The sequence below is a fragment of the Shinella sp. GW835-FHT14H05 genome (assembly GCF_058793575.1).
The window spans coordinates 577764-597086 of record NZ_JBXAFY010000002.1 but is presented as its reverse complement, the minus strand read 5'-3'; the positions used below and the strand labels follow the sequence as shown (position 1 = coordinate 597086).

General features: G+C 63.4%; 17 protein-coding genes. 11 read left to right on the top strand and 6 right to left on the bottom strand.

Annotation, left to right across the window (positions count from 1 at the left end):
- Positions 1-7: 7 nt before the first annotated feature.
- Positions 8-1561, bottom strand: a complete 1554-nt coding sequence (locus AC1Q6Z_RS10200; protein ID WP_492647681.1) for an FGGY-family carbohydrate kinase — start codon at positions 1559-1561, stop codon at positions 8-10.
- Positions 1562-1719: 158 nt separating this feature from the next.
- On the opposite strand from AC1Q6Z_RS10200, the gene AC1Q6Z_RS10195 reads away from it, so the two are divergent.
- Together AC1Q6Z_RS10195 and AC1Q6Z_RS10190 are read left to right on the top strand one after the other, a co-directional pair.
- The gene (locus tag AC1Q6Z_RS10195) at positions 1720-2928 is read left to right on the top strand and encodes an ROK family transcriptional regulator (RefSeq protein WP_492647680.1); all 1209 of its coding nucleotides are present in this window, start codon (positions 1720-1722) and stop codon (positions 2926-2928) included.
- A gap of 64 nt (positions 2929-2992) precedes the next feature.
- On the top strand, positions 2993-3583 hold the full coding sequence (locus AC1Q6Z_RS10190) for a 3'-5' exonuclease (RefSeq protein ID WP_435264540.1): 591 nt from the start codon (positions 2993-2995) through the stop codon (positions 3581-3583).
- Between the two features lie 4 nt (positions 3584-3587).
- Here AC1Q6Z_RS10190 and AC1Q6Z_RS10185 read toward each other — a convergent pair whose 3' ends face one another.
- Together AC1Q6Z_RS10185 and AC1Q6Z_RS10180 are read right to left on the bottom strand one after the other, a co-directional pair.
- Positions 3588-5093 (bottom strand): S10 family peptidase, encoded by a 1506-nt coding sequence (locus AC1Q6Z_RS10185; RefSeq protein ID WP_492647679.1) that lies wholly within the window; start codon positions 5091-5093, stop codon positions 3588-3590.
- A 129-nt stretch (positions 5094-5222) separates the two neighbouring features.
- On the bottom strand, positions 5223-5864 hold the full coding sequence (locus AC1Q6Z_RS10180; protein WP_492647678.1) for an HD domain-containing protein: 642 nt from the start codon (positions 5862-5864) through the stop codon (positions 5223-5225).
- A 107-nt stretch (positions 5865-5971) separates the two neighbouring features.
- On the opposite strand from AC1Q6Z_RS10180, the gene AC1Q6Z_RS10175 reads away from it, so the two are divergent.
- Positions 5972-6970 (top strand): GlxA family transcriptional regulator, encoded by a 999-nt coding sequence (locus AC1Q6Z_RS10175; RefSeq protein ID WP_492647677.1) that lies wholly within the window; start codon positions 5972-5974, stop codon positions 6968-6970.
- Positions 6971-6992: 22 nt separating this feature from the next.
- Here the strand turns inward: AC1Q6Z_RS10175 and AC1Q6Z_RS10170 are convergent, their stop codons facing one another.
- Entirely contained in the window at positions 6993-7922 is a 930-nt protein-coding gene (locus AC1Q6Z_RS10170) for a sugar phosphate isomerase/epimerase family protein (protein ID WP_492647676.1), read from the bottom strand.
- 242 nt (positions 7923-8164) lie between these two features.
- On the opposite strand from AC1Q6Z_RS10170, the gene AC1Q6Z_RS10165 reads away from it, so the two are divergent.
- From AC1Q6Z_RS10165 to AC1Q6Z_RS10130, 8 genes are all read left to right on the top strand, one after another.
- Complete coding sequence (locus AC1Q6Z_RS10165; protein WP_439623076.1) at positions 8165-9292, top strand: extracellular solute-binding protein; 1128 nt, start codon at positions 8165-8167, stop codon at positions 9290-9292.
- Between the two features lie 69 nt (positions 9293-9361).
- Complete coding sequence (locus AC1Q6Z_RS10160; protein ID WP_492647675.1) at positions 9362-10432, top strand: ABC transporter ATP-binding protein; 1071 nt, start codon at positions 9362-9364, stop codon at positions 10430-10432.
- Complete coding sequence (locus tag AC1Q6Z_RS10155) at positions 10425-11306, top strand: ABC transporter permease (protein ID WP_492647674.1); 882 nt, start codon at positions 10425-10427, stop codon at positions 11304-11306. Before AC1Q6Z_RS10160 ends, AC1Q6Z_RS10155 begins: the two co-directional genes overlap by 8 nt.
- Complete coding sequence (locus tag AC1Q6Z_RS10150) at positions 11303-12160, top strand: ABC transporter permease (protein ID WP_492647673.1); 858 nt, start codon at positions 11303-11305, stop codon at positions 12158-12160. The genes AC1Q6Z_RS10155 and AC1Q6Z_RS10150 overlap by 4 nt, the downstream gene beginning before the upstream one ends.
- 64 nt (positions 12161-12224) lie before the next feature.
- Positions 12225-13133, top strand: coding sequence for a LysR family transcriptional regulator (locus tag AC1Q6Z_RS10145; RefSeq protein WP_492647672.1), 909 nt, complete (start codon positions 12225-12227; stop codon positions 13131-13133).
- A 117-nt stretch (positions 13134-13250) separates the two neighbouring features.
- Positions 13251-14276 carry an L-glyceraldehyde 3-phosphate reductase gene (mgrA, locus tag AC1Q6Z_RS10140; RefSeq protein ID WP_492647671.1) on the top strand — a complete coding sequence of 342 codons (1026 nt, stop codon included), beginning with the start codon at positions 13251-13253 and terminating at the stop codon, positions 14274-14276.
- A 70-nt stretch (positions 14277-14346) separates the two neighbouring features.
- Positions 14347-15408, top strand: coding sequence for an aldo/keto reductase (locus AC1Q6Z_RS10135; RefSeq protein ID WP_492647670.1), 1062 nt, complete (start codon positions 14347-14349; stop codon positions 15406-15408).
- Between the two features lie 269 nt (positions 15409-15677).
- Entirely contained in the window at positions 15678-16541 is an 864-nt protein-coding gene (locus AC1Q6Z_RS10130; protein ID WP_492647669.1) for a class I SAM-dependent methyltransferase, read from the top strand.
- 23 nt (positions 16542-16564) lie between these two features.
- Here the strand turns inward: AC1Q6Z_RS10130 and AC1Q6Z_RS10125 are convergent, their stop codons facing one another.
- The gene (locus AC1Q6Z_RS10125; protein ID WP_492647855.1) at positions 16565-17545 is read right to left on the bottom strand and encodes a glycosyltransferase family A protein; all 981 of its coding nucleotides are present in this window, start codon (positions 17543-17545) and stop codon (positions 16565-16567) included.
- A 13-nt stretch (positions 17546-17558) separates the two neighbouring features.
- Positions 17559-19043 (bottom strand): oligosaccharide flippase family protein, encoded by a 1485-nt coding sequence (locus tag AC1Q6Z_RS10120; RefSeq protein WP_492647668.1) that lies wholly within the window; start codon positions 19041-19043, stop codon positions 17559-17561.
- Between the last annotated feature and the right edge of the window lie 280 nt (positions 19044-19323).

Below are 19323 nucleotides of genomic sequence, written 5' to 3'. Positions count from 1 at the left end.
TGCCAGTTCAACCCTCCAGGCGGCGCAGCGCATGCAGGACGGCATGAAGGGGTTTCTGGCGGGAGAGATCGCGATAGACGGCGTAGGCCGAGCGGTAGGCCTGAACCCGGTCGGGGCGCGGCAGCACGCGGCCGATGTCCCTTGCGCCGAACCGCTCCGCGCCTTCCGCATAGGTGCTGACCGTCCCGCCGGCAACCGCGCCGTGGATGGCGGCGCCGACGGCCGTCGCATTGGCGATCTCCGGGATGTCGACGGGGCGGTCGAGCACATCGGCCAGGATCTGGATGAGCAGCGGATTGGCGCGGGTAAGGCCGCTTGCCATCAGCACGCGCTCCGGCACGAGGCCGCTCTCGGGGAAGAGGTCGAAGATCGCTTTTGCGCCGAAACAGAGGCCTTCCAGCAAGGCGAGATAGATTTCGGCGGCCGTCGTCTGCCGCGTCAGCCCTGCCAGAAGGCCGGAGAGATTGCCATCGGCAAAGGGAACGCGGTTGCCGCCCCACCAGTCGAGGGCGATCACCCGTCCTGCTGCGGGCGCAAGCGTGGCAGCCTCCTCGTTATAGGCGCGAAAACTCTCCTGCATGTCGCCGCCGCGCGGGAATGTCGTGACGAACCAGGCGAGCGTATCGCCAAAACTCGGCTGGCCGGCCTCGTAGCACCAGAGCTGGCGCATCGAGCCGTCGAAGGCCATGCCCTCGATGCCGGGCGGCAGCGGGCGCTGGATGTCGCTGAGGTAGAGATAAGCGGCCGAGGTGCCGAGCGCGCCGACGAAGCAGCCCGGTGAAACGGCGCCGATCGCCGGCAGCACCACATGGGAATCGATGACGGCGACGGCAACGGTCGCCCGGCCGCGAATGCCGGTGAGGTCGCGCCATTGCGGCGAAAGCGGGCCGGCCGCGGACCCAACGGGAAGGGGCGTCGCGAGGCGTCGGTCGAGGCCTGCCACCACGCCCTGCGGATAACCCGCATCGCCGGAAAACTGCGCCTTGTAGGCGGCAAAGCCGAGGCCGCGCGCCTCCCTGCCGGTAAGTTGCCAGACCAGCCAGTCGCCGCCCTCGATGAAGCGGTCCGTTTCGGCCCAGACGGCGGGGGCCTCCGCGGCGATCTGCGCGGCCTTGGCCAGCAGCCATTCGCCGGAAAGCCGCCCGCCGAAATTGGCGAGAAAGGGTGCCGGGCCGGCGTTGATCGCGTCGGCATAGGCCTGCGCATTGTGTTTCCACAGCTTGACATAGGCATGCGGGTCGGAGGGGCGCAGGCGGGAAAGCGGCGCGCCATCGGCGCGGGCGGGCAGGGGGGAACTGGCGGTGAAACCGATGCCGATGCCCTCGACGGTGCGGTCCCGCCCCAGCCGCGAGAGGATCTCGAAGGCCGCTTCCGTATAGTCGTCTGCGTTCTGCAAGGCGAAATCCGCCGGCAGGGGCGTTCCATCGGGCAGGGTCCGGGTGAGGATGCCGTGCCGGTAGGCATGGACATGGCTTGCCATCTGCCTTCCGGTCGCGACCTCGATCAGCACGCCCCGTGCCGATTCCGATCCGTAATCCAATCCGATAAGGTAGGTGTCCAAGGGGCTTCTCCGTCTGGCCGTACGGAGAATATATACAAAATAAAACATAATTCGCAATCTTATGTATTATATTATACATAAGTGCGGAGGATGTTGGAAACTGCGGCTTTATCTCTCTGTGCTTTGCCGCTAAAGCGAGGAGGCAACAGGAGTTTTGCATGGGACGGCATGAGCAGGGGCATGAGGGGCCGACGCTGGACGGCGCGGGGGGCATTCTTTCCTTGATCGCGACGGGCCAGGCGTCGTCGAGGGCCGAACTGCTGCAGGCGTCGGGCCTTTCGCGTGTCACCGTCACCCAGCGGCTGAATGCACTCCTTTCCAGCGGATTGGTACGCGAGACGGAGGAAACCCTGCCGAGCGGCGGACGGCCGACGCGGGTTCTCGCCATCAATGCGGCAAGCGGCTTCCTGCTGGTCGCCAATATCGGCGAAACCCACATCCACCTCGCCGCCATGGACCTGACGCCGGCCATCGTTGCCCAGGCGACGCTGCCCTTTTCCGTGACGAGCGGGCCGGAGGCGACGCTCCAGCAGGTGGGGGATGTGTTCGCGTCGCTCGCGGCGGAGGCGGAAAAAACCCACGGCTTCTTCCTCGGCATCAGCCTCAGCCTGCCGACGCCCGTCGATTTCAAGCGCGGCTGCGTCGTTGGCCCCTCGGTGCTTCACGGCTGGGACGATTTCGACATCATCGGCCAATTACAGGCGCGTTTCGCGGTGCCGGTCTATGTCGAGAACGACGTGAACCTCATGACGATCTGCGAGTACAAGCGCCGTTTCCCGACCGTCGACGACATGCTGTTCGTGAAGGTGGGCACCGGCATCGGCAGCGGCATGATTGCCGGCGGGCGCATGTTCCGCGGCGCGCAGGGCGCGGCCGGTGATATCGGCCATATCCAGTTCCTGTCGGACGACGCGCCGCTATGCCGCTGCGGCAAGTTCGGCTGCGTGGAGGCGCGCGCCGCCGGCTGGGCGATCGCCCGGGACCTTTCCGCACGCGGCTTCCACGCCGAGACGGCGCGTGACGTGATCGACCTCGTCGAACAGCGCAAGCCCGAGGCTCTCATGCTGCTGCGCGCTGCCGGGCGCACCATCGGCGAAGTCATCTCCGACGCCGTCAGCATCATCAATCCGAGCCTCATCGTCATCGGCGGCACGCTGGCGCGCGGCGGCGATTTCCTGCTGTCGGGTATCCGCGAACTTGTCTACCAGCGCTGTCTTCCGCTGGCGACGCGCGATCTCTCCATCGTGCTTTCCACCGCGCAGGAGGACAGTGCCCTGTTCGGCGCGGCCTACCTGCTGCTGGAAGACATCTTTGCGCCCATAAAGGTCGACCGCCTGCTCGAACGGTTCGCCGCCAGGCCCGTCTAATTGGCGCTTTGCCAAATCAGCCGGCTGGCGATAAAGACGTGGTTCCCTTAAGCCGAGGCCCGTGTTGAAAACCATCGCGATCGATTTCGAAACCGCCAACGAACAGCGTGGCTCCGCATGTTCCGTCGGGTTGGCATGGATCGAGGACAACCGCGTGGTGCGCGTCGAGGAGCGGCTGATCCGGCCAAAGTCCATGCGCTTCTCGTCCTTCAACATCGCCATCCACGGCATCCGGCCGGAACATGTGGAGGATGCGGGCGAGTTTCCCGAGGTGATGGACGAGTTTGTTGACGATTTTCGCGATGCGACCATGATCGCGCACAACGCAGCCTTCGATTTCAGCGTCTGGCGCTCATGCCTTGATCTTTATGCCCAGAGCTACCCCGAACTCCAGTATCTCTGCTCGGTGAAAATGGCGCAGAAGGCCTGGCCGCATCTCGGGTCGCACAAGCTCAACATCCTGGCCTCCCATCTCGGCCTGACCTTTGCGCACCACAACGCCGCAGAGGATGCCGCGATCTGCGCGGAGGCGGCCATCGCGATTGCGCGCTCGCTTCGGGTCTCGCGCATTCAGGATGTGCCGGATGCGATCGGCATGAAGGCCGGCCGGTTGTTCGCCACCGGCTACCAGGCCTGTACCTGCCGGAAAAACTGATCGATCAGGGGAGGCGGTAGAATCTCCCGGCATCTTCCCTCATCTGCCGCCGGGAGGTGGGGTCGACGTAAAACATGTGCCCGCCACGGTAGATGTTGAGTTCGGTGCGCCCCGCCGCGAGGCTTGGCGGCAGGTGGTCCAGCACATAGCGGCTCGATCCGTAAGGGGTCAGCGCGTCGCTGTAGCCGTGATAGATCGCCAGCCGGAACCGCGGAATGGTCGAGAGAAGATCGCGCAGGTCGCCGGAGGCGCTGGCATTTGCCCGCCCGTCGCCACCCCTGCCGTCGTTCCACTCCCAGCGGCGGTTGACGCCTGTGTTGAGCAGGGAATAGGTCATGTCGGACTGAAAGCCGAGTTCGTCGCGGGCATAGGCTGCGAAGGCTGATCCATAGGCGCGGGTGAAGCCGTCGAGGATGGGGTCGTCGTTGCGGCTCGTGGTCGATTCCGGATAGGCGTCGGGCGCCGAATAGGCGGCGTCATAGGGGCTGACGACACGTCCGCTTTCGCCGGACAGCCTCGCATAGAGACCGTCGAGGAAACCGCGCGCCCGCGCGACATCCGCCTTCGCTATTCCGGTGAGGTCCGCAACGCGCTGATAGAACGCATCCGCCTGCGGACCGGACGGCGAGGGGCCGGCAAGGGTGACGAGATAGTCCGTCATGGCGAAGCGTTCGGCTTCGCGAAGCTTTTCCATGTCGAAAGCGTTTCGCCGCTCCATCTCGGCCGCCGCAAGGGCGGGAAGCTGGAGCGCTGCGTTGAGCGCATCATCCGCAGCGCCGAAGAGGAAGCGGCCTTCGATGAGCGGCGAGACCATCAGGACGCCGGAGACGAGAATGCCCTGCGTCTCCTTCAGCGCCGCGGCCACCTTCGCCGTGCGGAACCCGCCATAGCTCTCTCCCAGCAGATAGGCAGGGGAGGCGACGCGCCTGTTCTTCTGCATGTAGAGCGTGATGACCTTGGCCAGGCTTTCGGCATCCTGCCGCACGCCATAGAACTGGCCGGCCGCGTCGTCATTCGCTGCACGGCTCCAGCCCGTGCCCACGGGATCGATCAGGACGAGGTCCGTGAAGGCTAGCCAACTGTCCGGATTGTCCTTGAGGGACGGGCGCGTGCCGTCGTCGCGGCTTTCGCCGAATTCCAGGACTTTCGGGCCGACGAGGCCGAGATGCAGATAGGCCGACGCGGCGCCCGGTCCGCCATTGAAGGCAAACGTGATCGGGCGCGCCGGATCGCCCTTGCCGGCAACATAAGCGGTGTAGAAGACCTTCGCCGTGCGGTTGCCATCCTGCCCGTAGAGATCGAGCGTGCCGGTCGTTGCCGTGTAGGCAAGCGGTCCGTCCTCTGTCTGCAAAGTGTGTTCCGTGACGGAATCGCCCGGAATGAGGCTGAAGATGCCCGTCTCGGAGGCCGGTTGTTGTCGGCTCTCCGCGTCCGGCGTCTGAGCGGCGACGGAGCCTGTGAGGATGGCCAGGCACAGGCAGAACCCGACGACGAACCGGCTATGGGACAAACGCTCTCTCCCTTTTGCCGCCGCGGGCTATCCCCGCGGCGGTCATGGTTTGCGCAGACTATACGGTGCGTCGGCCCGTCTTTCCGCAAACGGCTGTTCAACTTCGCTTGATCGGATCGAGTCGTCGCCTCAACCGTGCCAATGCGAGCAGCGGATGACGCTGCAGAAATTGCCGCGATGGAAATGCGGTTCCTTGTCGGCGATGACGTCGGCCTTGACGTTTCCGAAGGTGGTTTCGGGCTTGTGCCTGATGCCGTCGTAGAAGGCCTGGATGATATCCTCCTTGAATTTTGGCGTGCGCGGAAAGGCGCCGACGATGGCCGTGCGCTCGGCTTCGGAATATTGATCGTAGGTGAGCCCGAGCACGTCCATCTCCACGCCGGCCGTCACCAGCGCGACGACGGGGTGCATGTGTTGCGGCACGCCGGGCGTGGTGTGCAGCGCGATGGCGGTCCAGACCGTATAGGCGTCCGCTTCCGGGATGCCGTGGCTGCGCAGGAAATCGCGGGCGGCATGCGCGCCGTCGACCTCGAAGCGCTCGTGCTTGCTGCTGTGGCTCGGCATCAGGCCGATGTCGTGGAACATCGCGCCGGCATAGAGCAACTCGCGATCGAATTTCAGGTTGCCGTGGACGCCGGCAAGCGCGCCGAAATGATAGACGCGGCTGGAATGGTTGAAGAGCAGGTCCGTCTCGGTGTCGCGGATGAATTCCGTGATGGCCTTGGCGAGCTTCGTGTCGGGAATGGCAGCGGCTTCAGGGATATGGGGCATGATGTTCTCCTGCTTTTTTAACTCGCCGGGAGAATAGAAGTGCGCTAGTTTGGCTGCAATTGACGTAGTACGTCTAAAAGAGACAAATCCCGGCCGAGACGGACAGCATGAAAGACAGGACAAGAACGATCGTGATGGTGGCGCTGCCCGGCGTGCAGCTTCTCGACGTCTCCGGCCCGCTGGACGTTTTTGCCGAGGCCAACAGCCAGGCGGGATACGAGGCCTATCGGCTGCTCGTTGCCGCGCGTGACCCGGGGCCGCTGCGAAGCTCTTCCGGTGTTCGATTGTTGCCGGATTGCGTGATCGGCAGCGACCTTGCCGAACCCATCGATACGCTCCTCGTCGCTGGTTGCCCGAATATGGCGGACGTGCCGATGGATAGTCTCGTGCTCGATTGGCTACGCCAGCGAGCAGGGGCGGTGCGGCGCTACGGCTCCGTGTGCAGCGGCGCCTTCTTCCTCGCGGCGGCCGGCCTGCTCGATGGCCGGCGCGTTACCACCCACTGGGCCGTGGCCAGGCAACTCGCCGCACGATTCCCGGCCGTGACCGTGGAGGAGGATGCGATCCACATCAGCGACGGGCCGGTGCGCACGGCTGCAGGTGTCACGGCCGGGCTCGATCTGGCGCTCGCCCTGGTGGAGGAGGATCTCGGCCGCGAGATTGCGCTACGGGTCGCGAGCCAGCTGGTGATGTTCTTCAAGCGGCCCGGCGGGCAGATGCAGTTCAGCCGCAAGGGCGAGGCCGCGCCGGCCGGCCGCGCGGCCCTTCAGGAGCTTCAGCGCTGGGTTGCCGCCAATCCGGCGCTCGATCACAGCGTGGCGAGCCTCGGCAAGCGTTTGGGCGTCAGCCCCCGCCATTTTGCACGCCTCTTCCGGCGCGAGGTCGGCGTTACGCCGGCGGTCTGGGTGGAGGAAGCGCGCGTCGATGCGGCGCGGCGCCTGCTGGAGCAGGGCCATGAGGCGCCCAAGCAGGTCGCGGTGCATTGCGGCTTTGCCGATGCCGATACATTGCGCCGCGCCTTTGCGCGCCATGTCGGCGTCACACCCGCGGAGTATCGCAAGCGCTTCGCCGGTCTTGCTGGATTGCCGAACGTTCGCCGAAAATGAGGACGATCCCGGCAAACCAAAATTATGCCGCAGCAGCGCGCCGGTCAGTTTGAGTATTAGCCGCCAGTGCTCTCGTCGCCTCGATACATTCGGCGGCGGCGTACCAGTAGCGCTGGTTCAGCTCGATGTTGAAGACGACGCCTTCGGGGAAGACGCATTGCTCCATGAGGGCCTGCCAGGGAACGTCGCCCCAGCCGACCGGCAGGTGCAGGTCGCCATGGCCATAGGCGAGGCGTTCGCCTTCCGTATACATCCAGATATCGTCCTGCCGGCCGAAGCTGTCATGGATGTGGAGGTGTTTTGCGTAGGGCGCCAGCGCGGCGATCTCGGCGACGAACGTATCGCGCGCGCCGTCGAAATCCATCTTCAGGTAGGAGTGGCTGAAATCGATGGTCGCCATGACATGATCGTGCGCGATGGTGGCGAGTTCCTTTGCGAGGCGCCTGGGGGAGGAGGCGTAGCCGTCGCCCTTGAAGTCGGCAAACAGCGTCTCGACGCAGACGACAAGGCCATGCTGGCGGGCGAGGTCGCCGGCCTTTGACAGGGCTTCGCGCTGCCGCTCGTAGGCGGCCTCGGTTCCCGTGGCCTGCTGGCGCGGCATCAGGCCGGAATGCATGACGTAATGTTCGGCGCCGATTTCGGCGGCCACGTCCAGCGAGGCTTTCAGCACGTCGAAATGGCGCGGCAGCCGCCAGGCGTCGTCCATGAAATTGATCGCGAGCGGGCCGTGAACGGAATAGCCGACGCTGCGGCCGCGGGTGGCGCGCAGCAGCGCATCGAGCTGCGGCCTGCGGACCTTTCCGCCGACGACCAGATCGAGATCGAAGGTCGGGATCTCGATGGAGTCCACGCCGAGCGCCTCGATCATGTCCAGCTCGGCGCCAAAATCCGAAAGATCGTGAGCCCTTTTGTGGGCGGAAATGCCGATGCCCTTGACGCCGCTGGAAACCATTTTTGCAGACCTTTTTTATCCGGAAACAATCGCCGGCAGAGTGGCCGGACGGAAGGGTTTGCGTTAGCGGATCTCCATGTCAGCCGGTCGACAAGTGCATGACATTTCTATGAAATTTCCGCTTTCCATTTTTCTCTTTCATTCTTGTGGCCGCGGCCGGAAGTGGTCGCATGGCTGTCATATGCCACGCCTATGAGCGAGGTCATCAAGGGGCCGATGGTGGTCGCCACAAGGAGTTTTCGATGACACATGTTAGCCGCCGTATCTTGCTGAAGGGCGCCGCCGCAACCGCGGGCTTTGCGCTTGCTGCGCCGTTCGTCTCGCGCACCGGTTTTGCTGCCGGCACCTCGGGCAGCGTCAACATCTTCGCCTGGGCCGGCTACATTTCCGACGACATGCTCGCCGCCTTCGAAAAGGACACGGGCATCAAGCCGGTCTATACGCCCTATGGCACGAACGACGAGCTGCTCAACCAGATGCGCGCCAGCAACGGCACCGGCTATGATGTGATCTGGCCGGCCGTCGACCGCGTTCCGAACTATGTCGAATTCGGCCTCGTGCAGCCGATCGACGAAAGCAAGGTCCTCTGGGACCGCGCCCTGACGAGCGCCGTGAAGGGCTCGGAAACCCTGGGCGCCGTCGTCGGCGGCAAGCGCTACCAGGTGCCGACCGACTGGGGTACGGAAGCCATCTCCTTCGACAAGAACACGTCACCGCTCGAATACGGCACTGCCTCCTACGGCGATATCTGGAAGCCGGAAATGGCGGGCAAGGCCACCGTTCGCGGCCATTCGGGCCTGGTCGGCCTCGGCCTCTGGATGGAAGCGCAGGGCAAGCTGCCGAAGCCGATGCGTGACAGCTTTAAGGACGAAGCCACGATGCGCGCCAACTACGATGCCATCATGGTCGAAGCCATCGCCCGCAAGGGCAACATCGCCCAGTTCTGGTCGAACGAGAACGAAGCCCAGGGCGCCTTCCGCGCCAATGGCGTGACGATCGGCCAGACCTGGGATTCGTCTGCTGCCGGCCTTGCCAAGGAAGGCCTGCCGATCGGTTTCGTCGCGCCGAAGGAAGGCGCACTCACCTGGATGGAAGGGGTTTCCATCCCGGTCGGCGCTGCCAATGTCGAACAGGCCTATGCCTTCCTGAACTGGGTGCTGACGCCGGAGGCAGGCGCGCTCTACGCAAACCACACGTCGATCAACACGACGGCCGTCGGCGCGGAAAAGTTCCTGTCGGAAGCCTCGCAGGCCTTCTTCAAGGCCGCCTATCCGGGTGATGCCCTCGAAAAGCTCTGGTGGTGGCCGGTGCAGGACAACTGGTTCGTCGCACTGCGCAACGAGTACCAGGACAAGTTCCTGTCGGCCTGATCGGCTTTCACCTCAATAAGAGCGGCGGGGCGATGACCCCGCCGTTGCGTTTCAAGGATCCTGCAGTCAATGACCCGCTCCGTCGAACTGATCGACATCGAAATGACCTTCGGCATCACCCGGGCGGTCGAAAAGCTCTCCGTCACCGTCGAGAGCGGCGAATTCTTCTCCATTCTCGGCCCCTCGGGCTGCGGCAAGACGACGATCCTGCGGCTGATTGCCGGCTTCATGCAGCCGACGGCGGGGCGCATCCTGATCGGCGGGCGCGATATGGTCGGTATTAGCGCCAACCAGCGGCCGACTTCGATGATCTTCCAGTCGCTCGCACTGTTTCCGCTGATGCCGGTGTGGGAAAACATAGCCTTCGGGCTCGAAGTGCGCGGCGTACCGAAGGCGGCGCGGCGCCGGCGTGCCGAGGAACTGCTCGACCTGATCGCGCTTCCGGGCTACGCCGACCGCATGGTGCACGAACTCTCCGGCGGGCAAAAGCAGCGCGTCGCCATCGCGCGGGCGCTTGCCGTGGAGCCGCAGGTCCTGCTGCTCGACGAGCCGCTTTCGGCGCTCGACCTGAAGCTTCGCCAGCATATGCGCTCCGAACTTCGATCGCTGCAAAAGCGCACTGGCGTCACCTTCATCTACATCACGCATGACCAGTCGGAAGCGCTCGCCATGTCCGATCGCGTCGCCGTCATGAGCGCCGGCATCCTGCAACAGGTGGCAACGCCGCGCGCGCTCTACGCCAATCCACGCACCGCCTTCGTCGCCAGATTCGTCGGCGAGACGAACGCGTTTTCCGGCAGGGTCGAGCGGATCGCCGATGGGTTGGCGGCGGTCGAGACGGAGCACGGCATGTTCCTCGGCCGCGGTGCGTCGGGCCTGAAGGCGGGGGATGCCGCCACGGTCTATGTTCGTCCGGAGGCGATATCGCTTGGCACCGCGGCAAGCGGCAACAGCCTCGACGCGCTCGCCGAACAGCTCGAATTCGAGGGCGCGACGGCGATGCTGCATGCCCGCACGGAGGGCGGCCAGCCTGTGATGGCGGCGCTGCCGCACCACCGCCTCACCGACGCGCCGCCGGCCGGCGCGCGCGTGCGACTGTCCTTCGAGCCCGCGCAGGCGCTGGTCCTCGCCCATGCATAGTCTCGTCCAGCGCTTCGGTCCCGGCCTCGGCAGCCTCATCCTCCTCGGCGTTGCCGTCTGGCTCGTGGGCATGGTGCTCGCGCCCAACCTGATGATGCTGGATTTTTCGCTGCGCCCGAACCTGACGCCCGCGCAGGTCGGCGGTCCGGACGATCACTATACGCTGGTGAATTTCAGCGCGCTGTTTGCCGATCCGGTGCACCGGGCCATCTTCTTCAAGACGATCTGGGCGAGCGCGCTCGTCATGCTGACGACGCTCGTCGTCACCTATCCGATGGCGTTCTGGCTCGCCAAGGTGGCGACGCACCGCGCCGTTGCCTGGGTGACCGTGGCGCTGATCATTCCGTTCTGGATCAACGAGGTGCTGCGCGCGCTAGCCTGGTACATCCTGCTTGCCTTCAACGGGCCGCTCAATGTGGCCCTTGTCGGGCTCGGCATTCTCGATACACCGATGCGCTGGTTCGGCGATGCCGGCGTGCTGGCGGGCATGGTCTATGCCTACATCCTGTTCATGCTGTTTCCGGTGTATAACTCGATTTCCACGCTGGATTCCGCGCAGATCGAAGCGGCGCGCAACCTCGGCGCCTCGACGATCCAGATCCATCGCCGGATCGTCATTCCCCATGCGAAGGCCGGCATCGCGACCGGTTGCGTGTTCACCTTCATGCTGGCGGCCGGCAGCTATGTCGCGCCGGCGCTGCTTGGCGCTCCCGGCAGCCGCTGGTTCACCGAGGTCATCTACAACTGGTTCTTCGAGGGCGGCAACTGGAACCGGGGTGCGGCCTATGCGCTGGTGCTGCTGACGCTCTGCATGGTGGTGGTGATGGCGGCGCTCAGGATTTTCAAGGTTAACCTTGCGGATGTAGCGAAATGACCATGACCCTCGAAGGCGCGGCAAAGCCACCGCGAAGCAACACGGCATTCGCCACCCTTCTGGCTGCCCTGCCGCGCATCATTTTCGCCGTCTACATGGCGCTGTTCTTCCTCTACCTGTTCCTGCCCCTGGTGGTCATGGGGCTTGCCACGTTCAATGCGAGCAAGTTCCCCACCGTCACGCCCTGGCTCGGCACCACGCTCGACTGGTTCGCCGCATTGTGGGCCGACCAGGCGATGTGGAAGGCGCTTCGCCTTTCGATCTTCATCGGCCTCGGCGTCATCGCCATATCGCTGCCGATCGGCACGGCGGCGGCGCTGTTCCTCAACAGCCTCCAGGATCGTTCCCGCAGCTTCTTCTATGCACTGATGGTCTCGCCGCTCCTCACGCCCGGCGTCGCCATCGGCATCGCCACGCTCGTTCTCTGGCGGCAGGCCGGCGTCGGCGGCGGCACGCTTTTGATCGTGCTGGCGCAGGCGAGCTTCATCACCGCCTATGTCATGCTGATGGTGGCGGCCCGGCTGCAAAGGTTCGACCGGACGCTGGAGGATGCCGCCATCGGCCTCGGCGCCTCGCGGCTCATGGTGTTCCGCCGCATCCTGCTGCCCTATCTCAAGCCGTCGCTTCTGGCGGCGACCTTCATCGCCTTCCTGCAATCCTTCGAGAACTACAACACCACGCTGTTCGTGCGTGGCACGGAGACCCCGTTGACGGTCTATATCGCGACGAAGGTCCGCACCGGCCTGACCCCGGCCGTCAACGCCCTCGGCCTCGTGCTGATCGCTCTGACGGTGATCGCGGCCGTCGCCTTCGAGCTCAGCCGCAGGTCGTCTCAACGAACTGCCAAGCCCTAACGAGCCCTGTTTGACGTGCTATGGCGCTCCCCCTATGACGGGGAGCGATGGGGTGGCGGTGAACATGGTTTCCAACCGAAATGAGCTTTCCGATCTGGCTGTCTTCCTCCAGATCGTCCGGCACAGAAGCTTCCGCAAGGCGGCCGATCAGCTCGAAATCTCGGTTTCGGCCCTGAGCCACCGCATGAAGGCACTTGAGGCGCGCCTTGGCGTCCGGCTGCTCAACCGCACGAGCAGAAGCGTTTCGCCGACGGCCGCAGGGTCTGCGCTGGCCGAGAAGGTGGCAGCCGGCCTGGACCTCATCCATACGGGCCTTGAAGAGCTCCAGGGACAGTTTCGCGGCATCTCGGGCAGCGTTCGCATCAATGTGCTGCGCGACGCCGTCGATCTCCTGTTGGCACCCGTCCTGCCGCTGTTTCGCGAGCGGTTTCCGAATATCGAGCTGGAAGTCGCGTCCGACGATTATTTCGTCGATGTCACCGCAGAAGGCTTTGACGCCGGCCTCCGATATGCCGGGACCATTCCGGAAGACATGATCGCCGTTTCGGTGACGGAGCCGCTGAGCTGGGTCGCCGTTGCCTCGCCGGCCTATCTGGACCGCTTCGGACGGCCCTTGAATCCCGACGATCTCCTGTCTCACAACTGCGTGCGCATTCGAACGGGGCGAGGGCAGATCTATCATTGGGAGTTCGACCGGGGCGACGAGCGGCGCCAGATTGATGTGCCGGGCTCCCTCATTTCCGGCTCGACCGACATTTCGATCTCGGCCGCACTTTCGGGGGTTGGCATTGCCTATTGCCTGCAAAGGCTTGTCGAGCGGCATCTGCACGCCGGCCGTCTGGAACTCGTGCTGCCGGAATGGTCTTCCATCGGCCCGCCGCTGGCCTTCTACTATTCAAGCCGCCGGCAGCTGCCCTATGGCCTGCAGATGCTGATCCAATGCATTCGGGAAGCGCAGCGAAAGGATCGTTGAGTTGAAATCAATGATCCGTTGAATTGGCGGTAATTGATTCAATGATCGCCGGTGCGTACCCATGGCACCGAGCAGCCGGACGCTTTTCACGCCGGCCGTACTGCAATGGAGACGACCATGTATCTCGCCAATCCGGACCGCTATGACGGCATCGACTATCGCCGCACCGGCCGTTCAGGTCTCAAGCTTCCGCCGATCTCGCTCGGTCTCTGGCAGAATTTCGGTGGCGCCGATGTCTTCGAGACGGGCCGCAGCGTCATCCGCCGGGCCTTCGACCGTGGCGTCACGCATTTCGACCTCGCCAACAATTACGGCCCGCCCTATGGTTCGGCGGAAGAGAATTTCGGCACCATCCTGAACAAGGACTTCCAGCACCATCGCGACGAGCTCGTCATCTCGTCCAAGGCCGGTTGGGACATGTGGGACGGTCCTTATGGACGTGGCGGCTCGCGCAAGCATCTCCTGGCATCCCTCGACCAGAGCCTTCAGCGGATGGGGCTCGACTATGTCGATATCTTCTACTCCCACCGCCCCACGCTGGACGTGCCGCTGGAGGAAACCATGGCCGCGCTGGTGCAGATGGTGCGTCAGGGCAAGGCGCTCTATGTCGGCCTGTCTTCCTACGGACCGGAGCGCACGCGTGAAGCCGCGCGCATCCTGCGCGCCGAAGGCGTGCCGCTCCTCATTCATCAGCCGTCCTACTCCATGCTCAATCGCTGGATCGAGGAGGGGCTGCTCGATACGCTCGGCGAACTCGGTGTCGGCTGCATCGCCTTTTCGCCGCTGGCGCAGGGCCTGCTGACCTCCAAATATCTCGGCGGCGTCCCGCAGGATGCCCGCGCGGCGCGGGGCGGGTCGTTCAACGAAAAACTGCTCAGCGACGACAATCTCACCCGCGTGCGTGCGCTCAACGAGATCGCCAAACGGCGCGGCCAGTCGCTGGCGCAGATGGCGATCGCCTGGGTGCTGCGCGATGCGCGGGTGACTTCCGCCTTGATCGGCGCGCGCAACGTCGCGCAGCTTGACGATTCGCTCAATGCGCTCGACAACTTGGCCTTCTCCGACGAGGAGTTGAAGGAGATCGACACCCACGCCACCGAAGGCAGCATTGACCTTTGGCGAGGCCTCATAGACGCAGTTTGATGCTATTTTCTCCGCTGCGTTTTGCCGAACCCATCGCAACCGCAGCCTGACTTACTCAAGGAGCGCGATAATGGAATACCGTTTGCTGGGCCGCTCTGGCCTCAAGGTTTCGACGATCACCATGGGCACGATGACCTTCGGCGGCGTCGGCTGGGCGAAGACTGTGGGAGACCTGGGCGTCAACGACGCCCGCCGTCTCGTCGATATATGCCTCGACGCCGGGGTCAACCTGATCGACACGGCGGATGCCTATTCCCAGGGCGTGTGCGAGGAAATCCTCGGCGAGATCATCGGTGGCCCGCGCAAGAACGGCGTGTTGATCGCCACCAAGGCCCGCTTTCCGATGGGTGACGGGCCGAACCAGAGCGGCCTTTCACGCCAGCATCTGATCGCCGCCTGCGAGGCCAGCCTGAAGCGCATGAAAACCGACGTGATCGACCTCTACCAGGTGCATGAATGGGACGGTCAGACGCCGCTCGAAGAGACCATGGAGGCGCTCGATACGCTCGTGCGCCAGGGCAAGGTGCGCTATATCGGCTGCTCGAATTTCTCCGGCTGGCACATCATGAAGGCGCTCGGCGTTTCCGAGCGCGAACGCTACCAGCGCTTCGTCAGCCAGCAGATCCACTACACGTTGGAAACCCGCGACGCCGAGAACGAGCTCGTTCCGATCAGCATCGACCAGGGTCTTGGCATCCTCGTCTGGAGCCCGATCGCCGGCGGCCTCCTCTCCGGTAAACATCGCCGCGATCAGGCGGCGCCCGAAGGCACGCGCCAGTTCGCCGGCTGGACCGAGCCGCCGATCCGCGACGAAAACCGTCTTTGGGACATCGTGGAGACGCTGGTGGAGATCGCCGATGGTCGCGGCGTGTCCGCGGCGCAGGTGGCGCTTGCCTGGCTGATCGGCCGCAAGGGCGTGACCTCGGTCATCATCGGCGGTCGCACGGAAGCGCAGTTCAAGGACAACCTTGCTTCCGCCGAGCTGAAGCTGACGGATGAAGAGCGCACGAAGCTCGACAAGATCAGCCAGCCCTGGCTTCAATACCCCTACTGGCACCAAAGGAATACGGCAAACGATCGCCTGAGCGATGCCGATCTCGCTCTCATCGGCCCCTATCTGAAGGACGCCTGAGGCGACGCGGGTAGTCCGCGATCAACCCACATCCTAACTCTCGTTCACGGCGCGTTTGCGCCGTGAATGCGTTGCGCCATGCCCAAACGCTGTGCCGAGGCGCGCGTTTGCCTATTACGACACCACCTTTTGGCTTAGAGGCCCCGGCGGCTTTCTATTTTGTCCATCTTTACCGGCATTTGCAGGGGATTAGGCTGGTCCTCTGCCTGAGGGAGGCGACCGGATGCGCATCAATGGGCGCCGCGGTTTCGTTGCAGAAAGGATGCCAGATGAGACAGATATTTCGAGCGCTTCGACGTGCGGGTTATCAGCTGCTTGAGCGCCTCCCCAGGTCGCCGTCAGACCTCAGCCTCGCCAACGAAGCGCAAAAATACTGGGAGGACCCGGCTCAAACGGCGTTTCACTCGAATTCGCACTGGAAAGGTGAGGGCGGGCTTCGCGAAGAAGTCTGGTCGGAGCTTGGCAAGCCCCATGTTCAGCTTCTCCAGGAGCACATGAAAATTCGCGGCCAGTCGGCTCCGCTGGAGCGGATCATCGAATGGGGATGCGGGGGCGGCGCGAATGCGGTGCATTTCGCGCCGCTTGCCAAGTCGTTCGTTGGCGTCGATGTGTCGAGCGCGTCCCTCGATGAGTGCGAAAACGTGTTGCGAAGCGTCGGGCAGGACAATTTCTCGCGACTGCTGGTCGATGTCTCGGAGCCGGAAAAATCTGCCGAACATCTCATCGCAACGGCTGACGTCTTTCTCTGCACCTATGTTTTCGAACTGCTTCCGTCCCAGGAATACGGCCAGCGTATCCTGCATCTTGCGTACAAGCTTTTGCGGCCAGGCGGGTTTGCGATCATCCAGATAAAGTATTCAACCCATGAACGCCGTACGCAATCACGAAAGTGGGGTTATCGCAGAAACCTGGCGAACATGACGACCTACCCGATCGATGACTTCTGGCGCCGGGCGGAAACCGCCGCGTTTACGCCGAGATACGTTTCCCTTCGACCCAAGGACGATCTGGTTGACGATGAACGCTATGCCTACTTCATCCTTGAGAAGACCGGGTCGGCTGTCAGCGAGACGGCAGAGGCCGGTAAAATGGAGGCGGACGCGGGCGGCAGCGCGTGGCGCCGTTATGCATAGCGGCCAAGTCTGAACTGGATGGATCAAGGCTCGGTTTGTTGAGCATGAAAGCTTTTGCCGGACAGCATGGCTGCTATCCGCTGCCATAGGTCGGCCTTGCGCCAGGCGTAACCGAGAGGCGGAAAGACGGCGCTCGTCGGGCGGAGCTTTAAAGCATATCTGGCGAGGTCCCACACGCCCGGTTCTCCCCGCAAGACATGCGAGACCGCGCACCAGTAGGCCCGGTCGCTGAGGCTTCGCCGTGCGAGTGCGAGAAGCTCATGCGCTTGCGGCAGGCTGCGACCGAAATCCGAGAAGAATGCCTCGAACGCTGCCTCCGACGCGACGTTCCAATGGTGCACGTTCGATACAACGGCGGATTGGTTCGAGCCGTGGATGCGAACGATGCTTTGCACATGGTTGATCTCGACGACGGCACCTATGGCCGCGAAGCGCAGCCACATTTCCATATCGTCCGTGTGCGGCAGGTCCCGTCGAAAATGCCCCGCCCGCTTCTGGGCGCTTGTTCGCACAACCGCCATCGGGCCGCCGATGAGGTTGCGCCCTCTCTCGCACGACGCTCGAAGGAAGCTCTCGCCGCTCCAAACGCGTTCGTCCGCCGGCAGCGTTGCCCTGTCACCGGGAGGAGGCGTTGAGCCATCTTCAAGGAAAAGCGTGTCGCCAAACGCCAGATGGGCCTCGGGATGCCGATCCAGTACTGCGACCGCCCGGCCCAGCGCGCCGTCCGGCAGGTAGTCGTCGGAGCAGAGGATGACGAAGTATTCCGACTGTGCCCAATCGACGGCGGTGTTGAAGGAAGCGTGCTGGCCGAGGTTTTCCGGACGCAGGCACAATTCGATCCTTGGATCTCTTGCCGCAAGGTCGCGCGCGATTGCGACGCTGTCATCCGTGGAGGCATTGTCGATGATGAGGATGCGAATGTCTTCGATGTCCTGCCGATAGACGCTTGCGATGCAGTCTTGCAGGAAACGGCCGTAATTATAGTTCGGTATCGCTATGTCCATGCGTGCCACGGCTCTACCCTCCTATGCTGGTGCGCTCGCCAACCTCTGAAGGCGCGCTTCGCAAAGACGACGGAGACCATGCGCGCAGCCATCGACTGCCATCTCCCATCGCCGCCAGGATCTCGTCGCGGAAGGGATGGGCCGTCAGCAGGATGCCTGCGAACCAGCCGACAGCGCCCAGAAAGCTGATGTAGATCGCCTCGGCGCCTGAAAAACTCAACCGGAACCCAAGACAGACTATGAGGATGACGGGGCCGGATATGGTCGCGAGCGAAACCACAAAACTCGGCCACAGGACCGCGAACAATTCCGACCAGGCGAAGTAGGCATGGCGGCGCACATAAATCAGCGCGAGCAGCATCTGCATGGGCAGGGCGATGAACTGGCTATAGGCGATGGCCATGAGCCCGAAGAAGCCGGCACCACAGATGATGATCGCGGACAGGGAGCGCGACACGATGTTGAAGGTGAAGGCCGAACGGTTGGCGCCGAGCCCGATCAGCACCGGATAGGTCAGCACGACGGGAAACCAGAAGACGGCCGACAGGGCCAAAAGGCGGGCGACCGGGATCACTTCGTCCCAGCCAGCACCAAGGAGAACCTCGGAGATGGGTGTGATCAGAAGGACCAGCATGAGAAGCGCGGGCCAGTAGACGACGGTAATGAAGCTGATAGCACGCAAATACGACTGCCGAATGTCGACCTTCTCGCGTACCGCGGCTGCCAGCGCCGGAAAAGCCACCGTGAAGACCGCCGACAGGACCAGGCGATCCGCCAGGCCCGAGATGGTGACCGCCCGGCTGTATTTGCCGACGGCAGCCGAAGGCATGATGCTGCCGAGAAGGATTTGCGGAAGGGCATCGTAAAAGCGGTCGACGACGTTCGTGGCGCCTTTGTAGCGCCCGAATTCACTCACGGCGGCAAGCGACTTCAGCGACGGCTTGAAACTCCACCAATCCTTTCTGGTAAGCAGCGTCAGCCCTGTCGTCGTGACACTGCCGGCGATCGCGCCCAGCGCGAAACTGACGACGCTCCAGTCCAGCACGGCAAACAGGATCGTGACCGCGGCATTGACCACCGCGGCAATGGTCTTGATGACCGTGACCTTGCCAAACAGCATGTCCCGCCGCAAAAGCGCCATCCCCGGAAAGGAGAGGCCTTCGATGGCTACGGCCAGAATCATCAGCAGAAAAAACGGCTTCAGCACGTCGCTCTTATAAAAACTGACAAGCGCCGGAAGGGCCATGAGCAAGGCGAGGGACAGAAAGACGGTCAGGATGACCATCACGGTCATGGCGGTCCGCACGTCATTGGTTTCGACGGTATCCAGCTGAATCAGGAAGTCGGACGTGGCGAATTCGCGGAGCGAGAAGATCATCGTTATGGCGCTGGCGCCAATGACCGAAAGACCGATCTCGGCCGGCGTCATCAGGTGGGAAACGACGGCTATGGTGACAAAGCTCACCACCAGCGCGAGATACTGCCCAAGCGTCGCCATCAGAAATGCGCTGCGAACACGTATCATTCTTGCAAGGCCCTCAATGGCTGCGAGCATGCCAGACTATATGAACTGGTCACAACGGGAACGCGGCCATAGGGAGTAGGGACAATAGTCGTCCGAGTAGTCGCTTCGTACGAAATCGCCGCCTGTAAGAAAACAGAATCAACGGGTTATGGCGCATTGGGCGCCAACTCCCCCGATACTATCGCACGCGCCCGGCCATTCGCCGAAAGGACAGGTGGTCATTTCAGCAAAGCCTCATTATACGAGGTGTTGC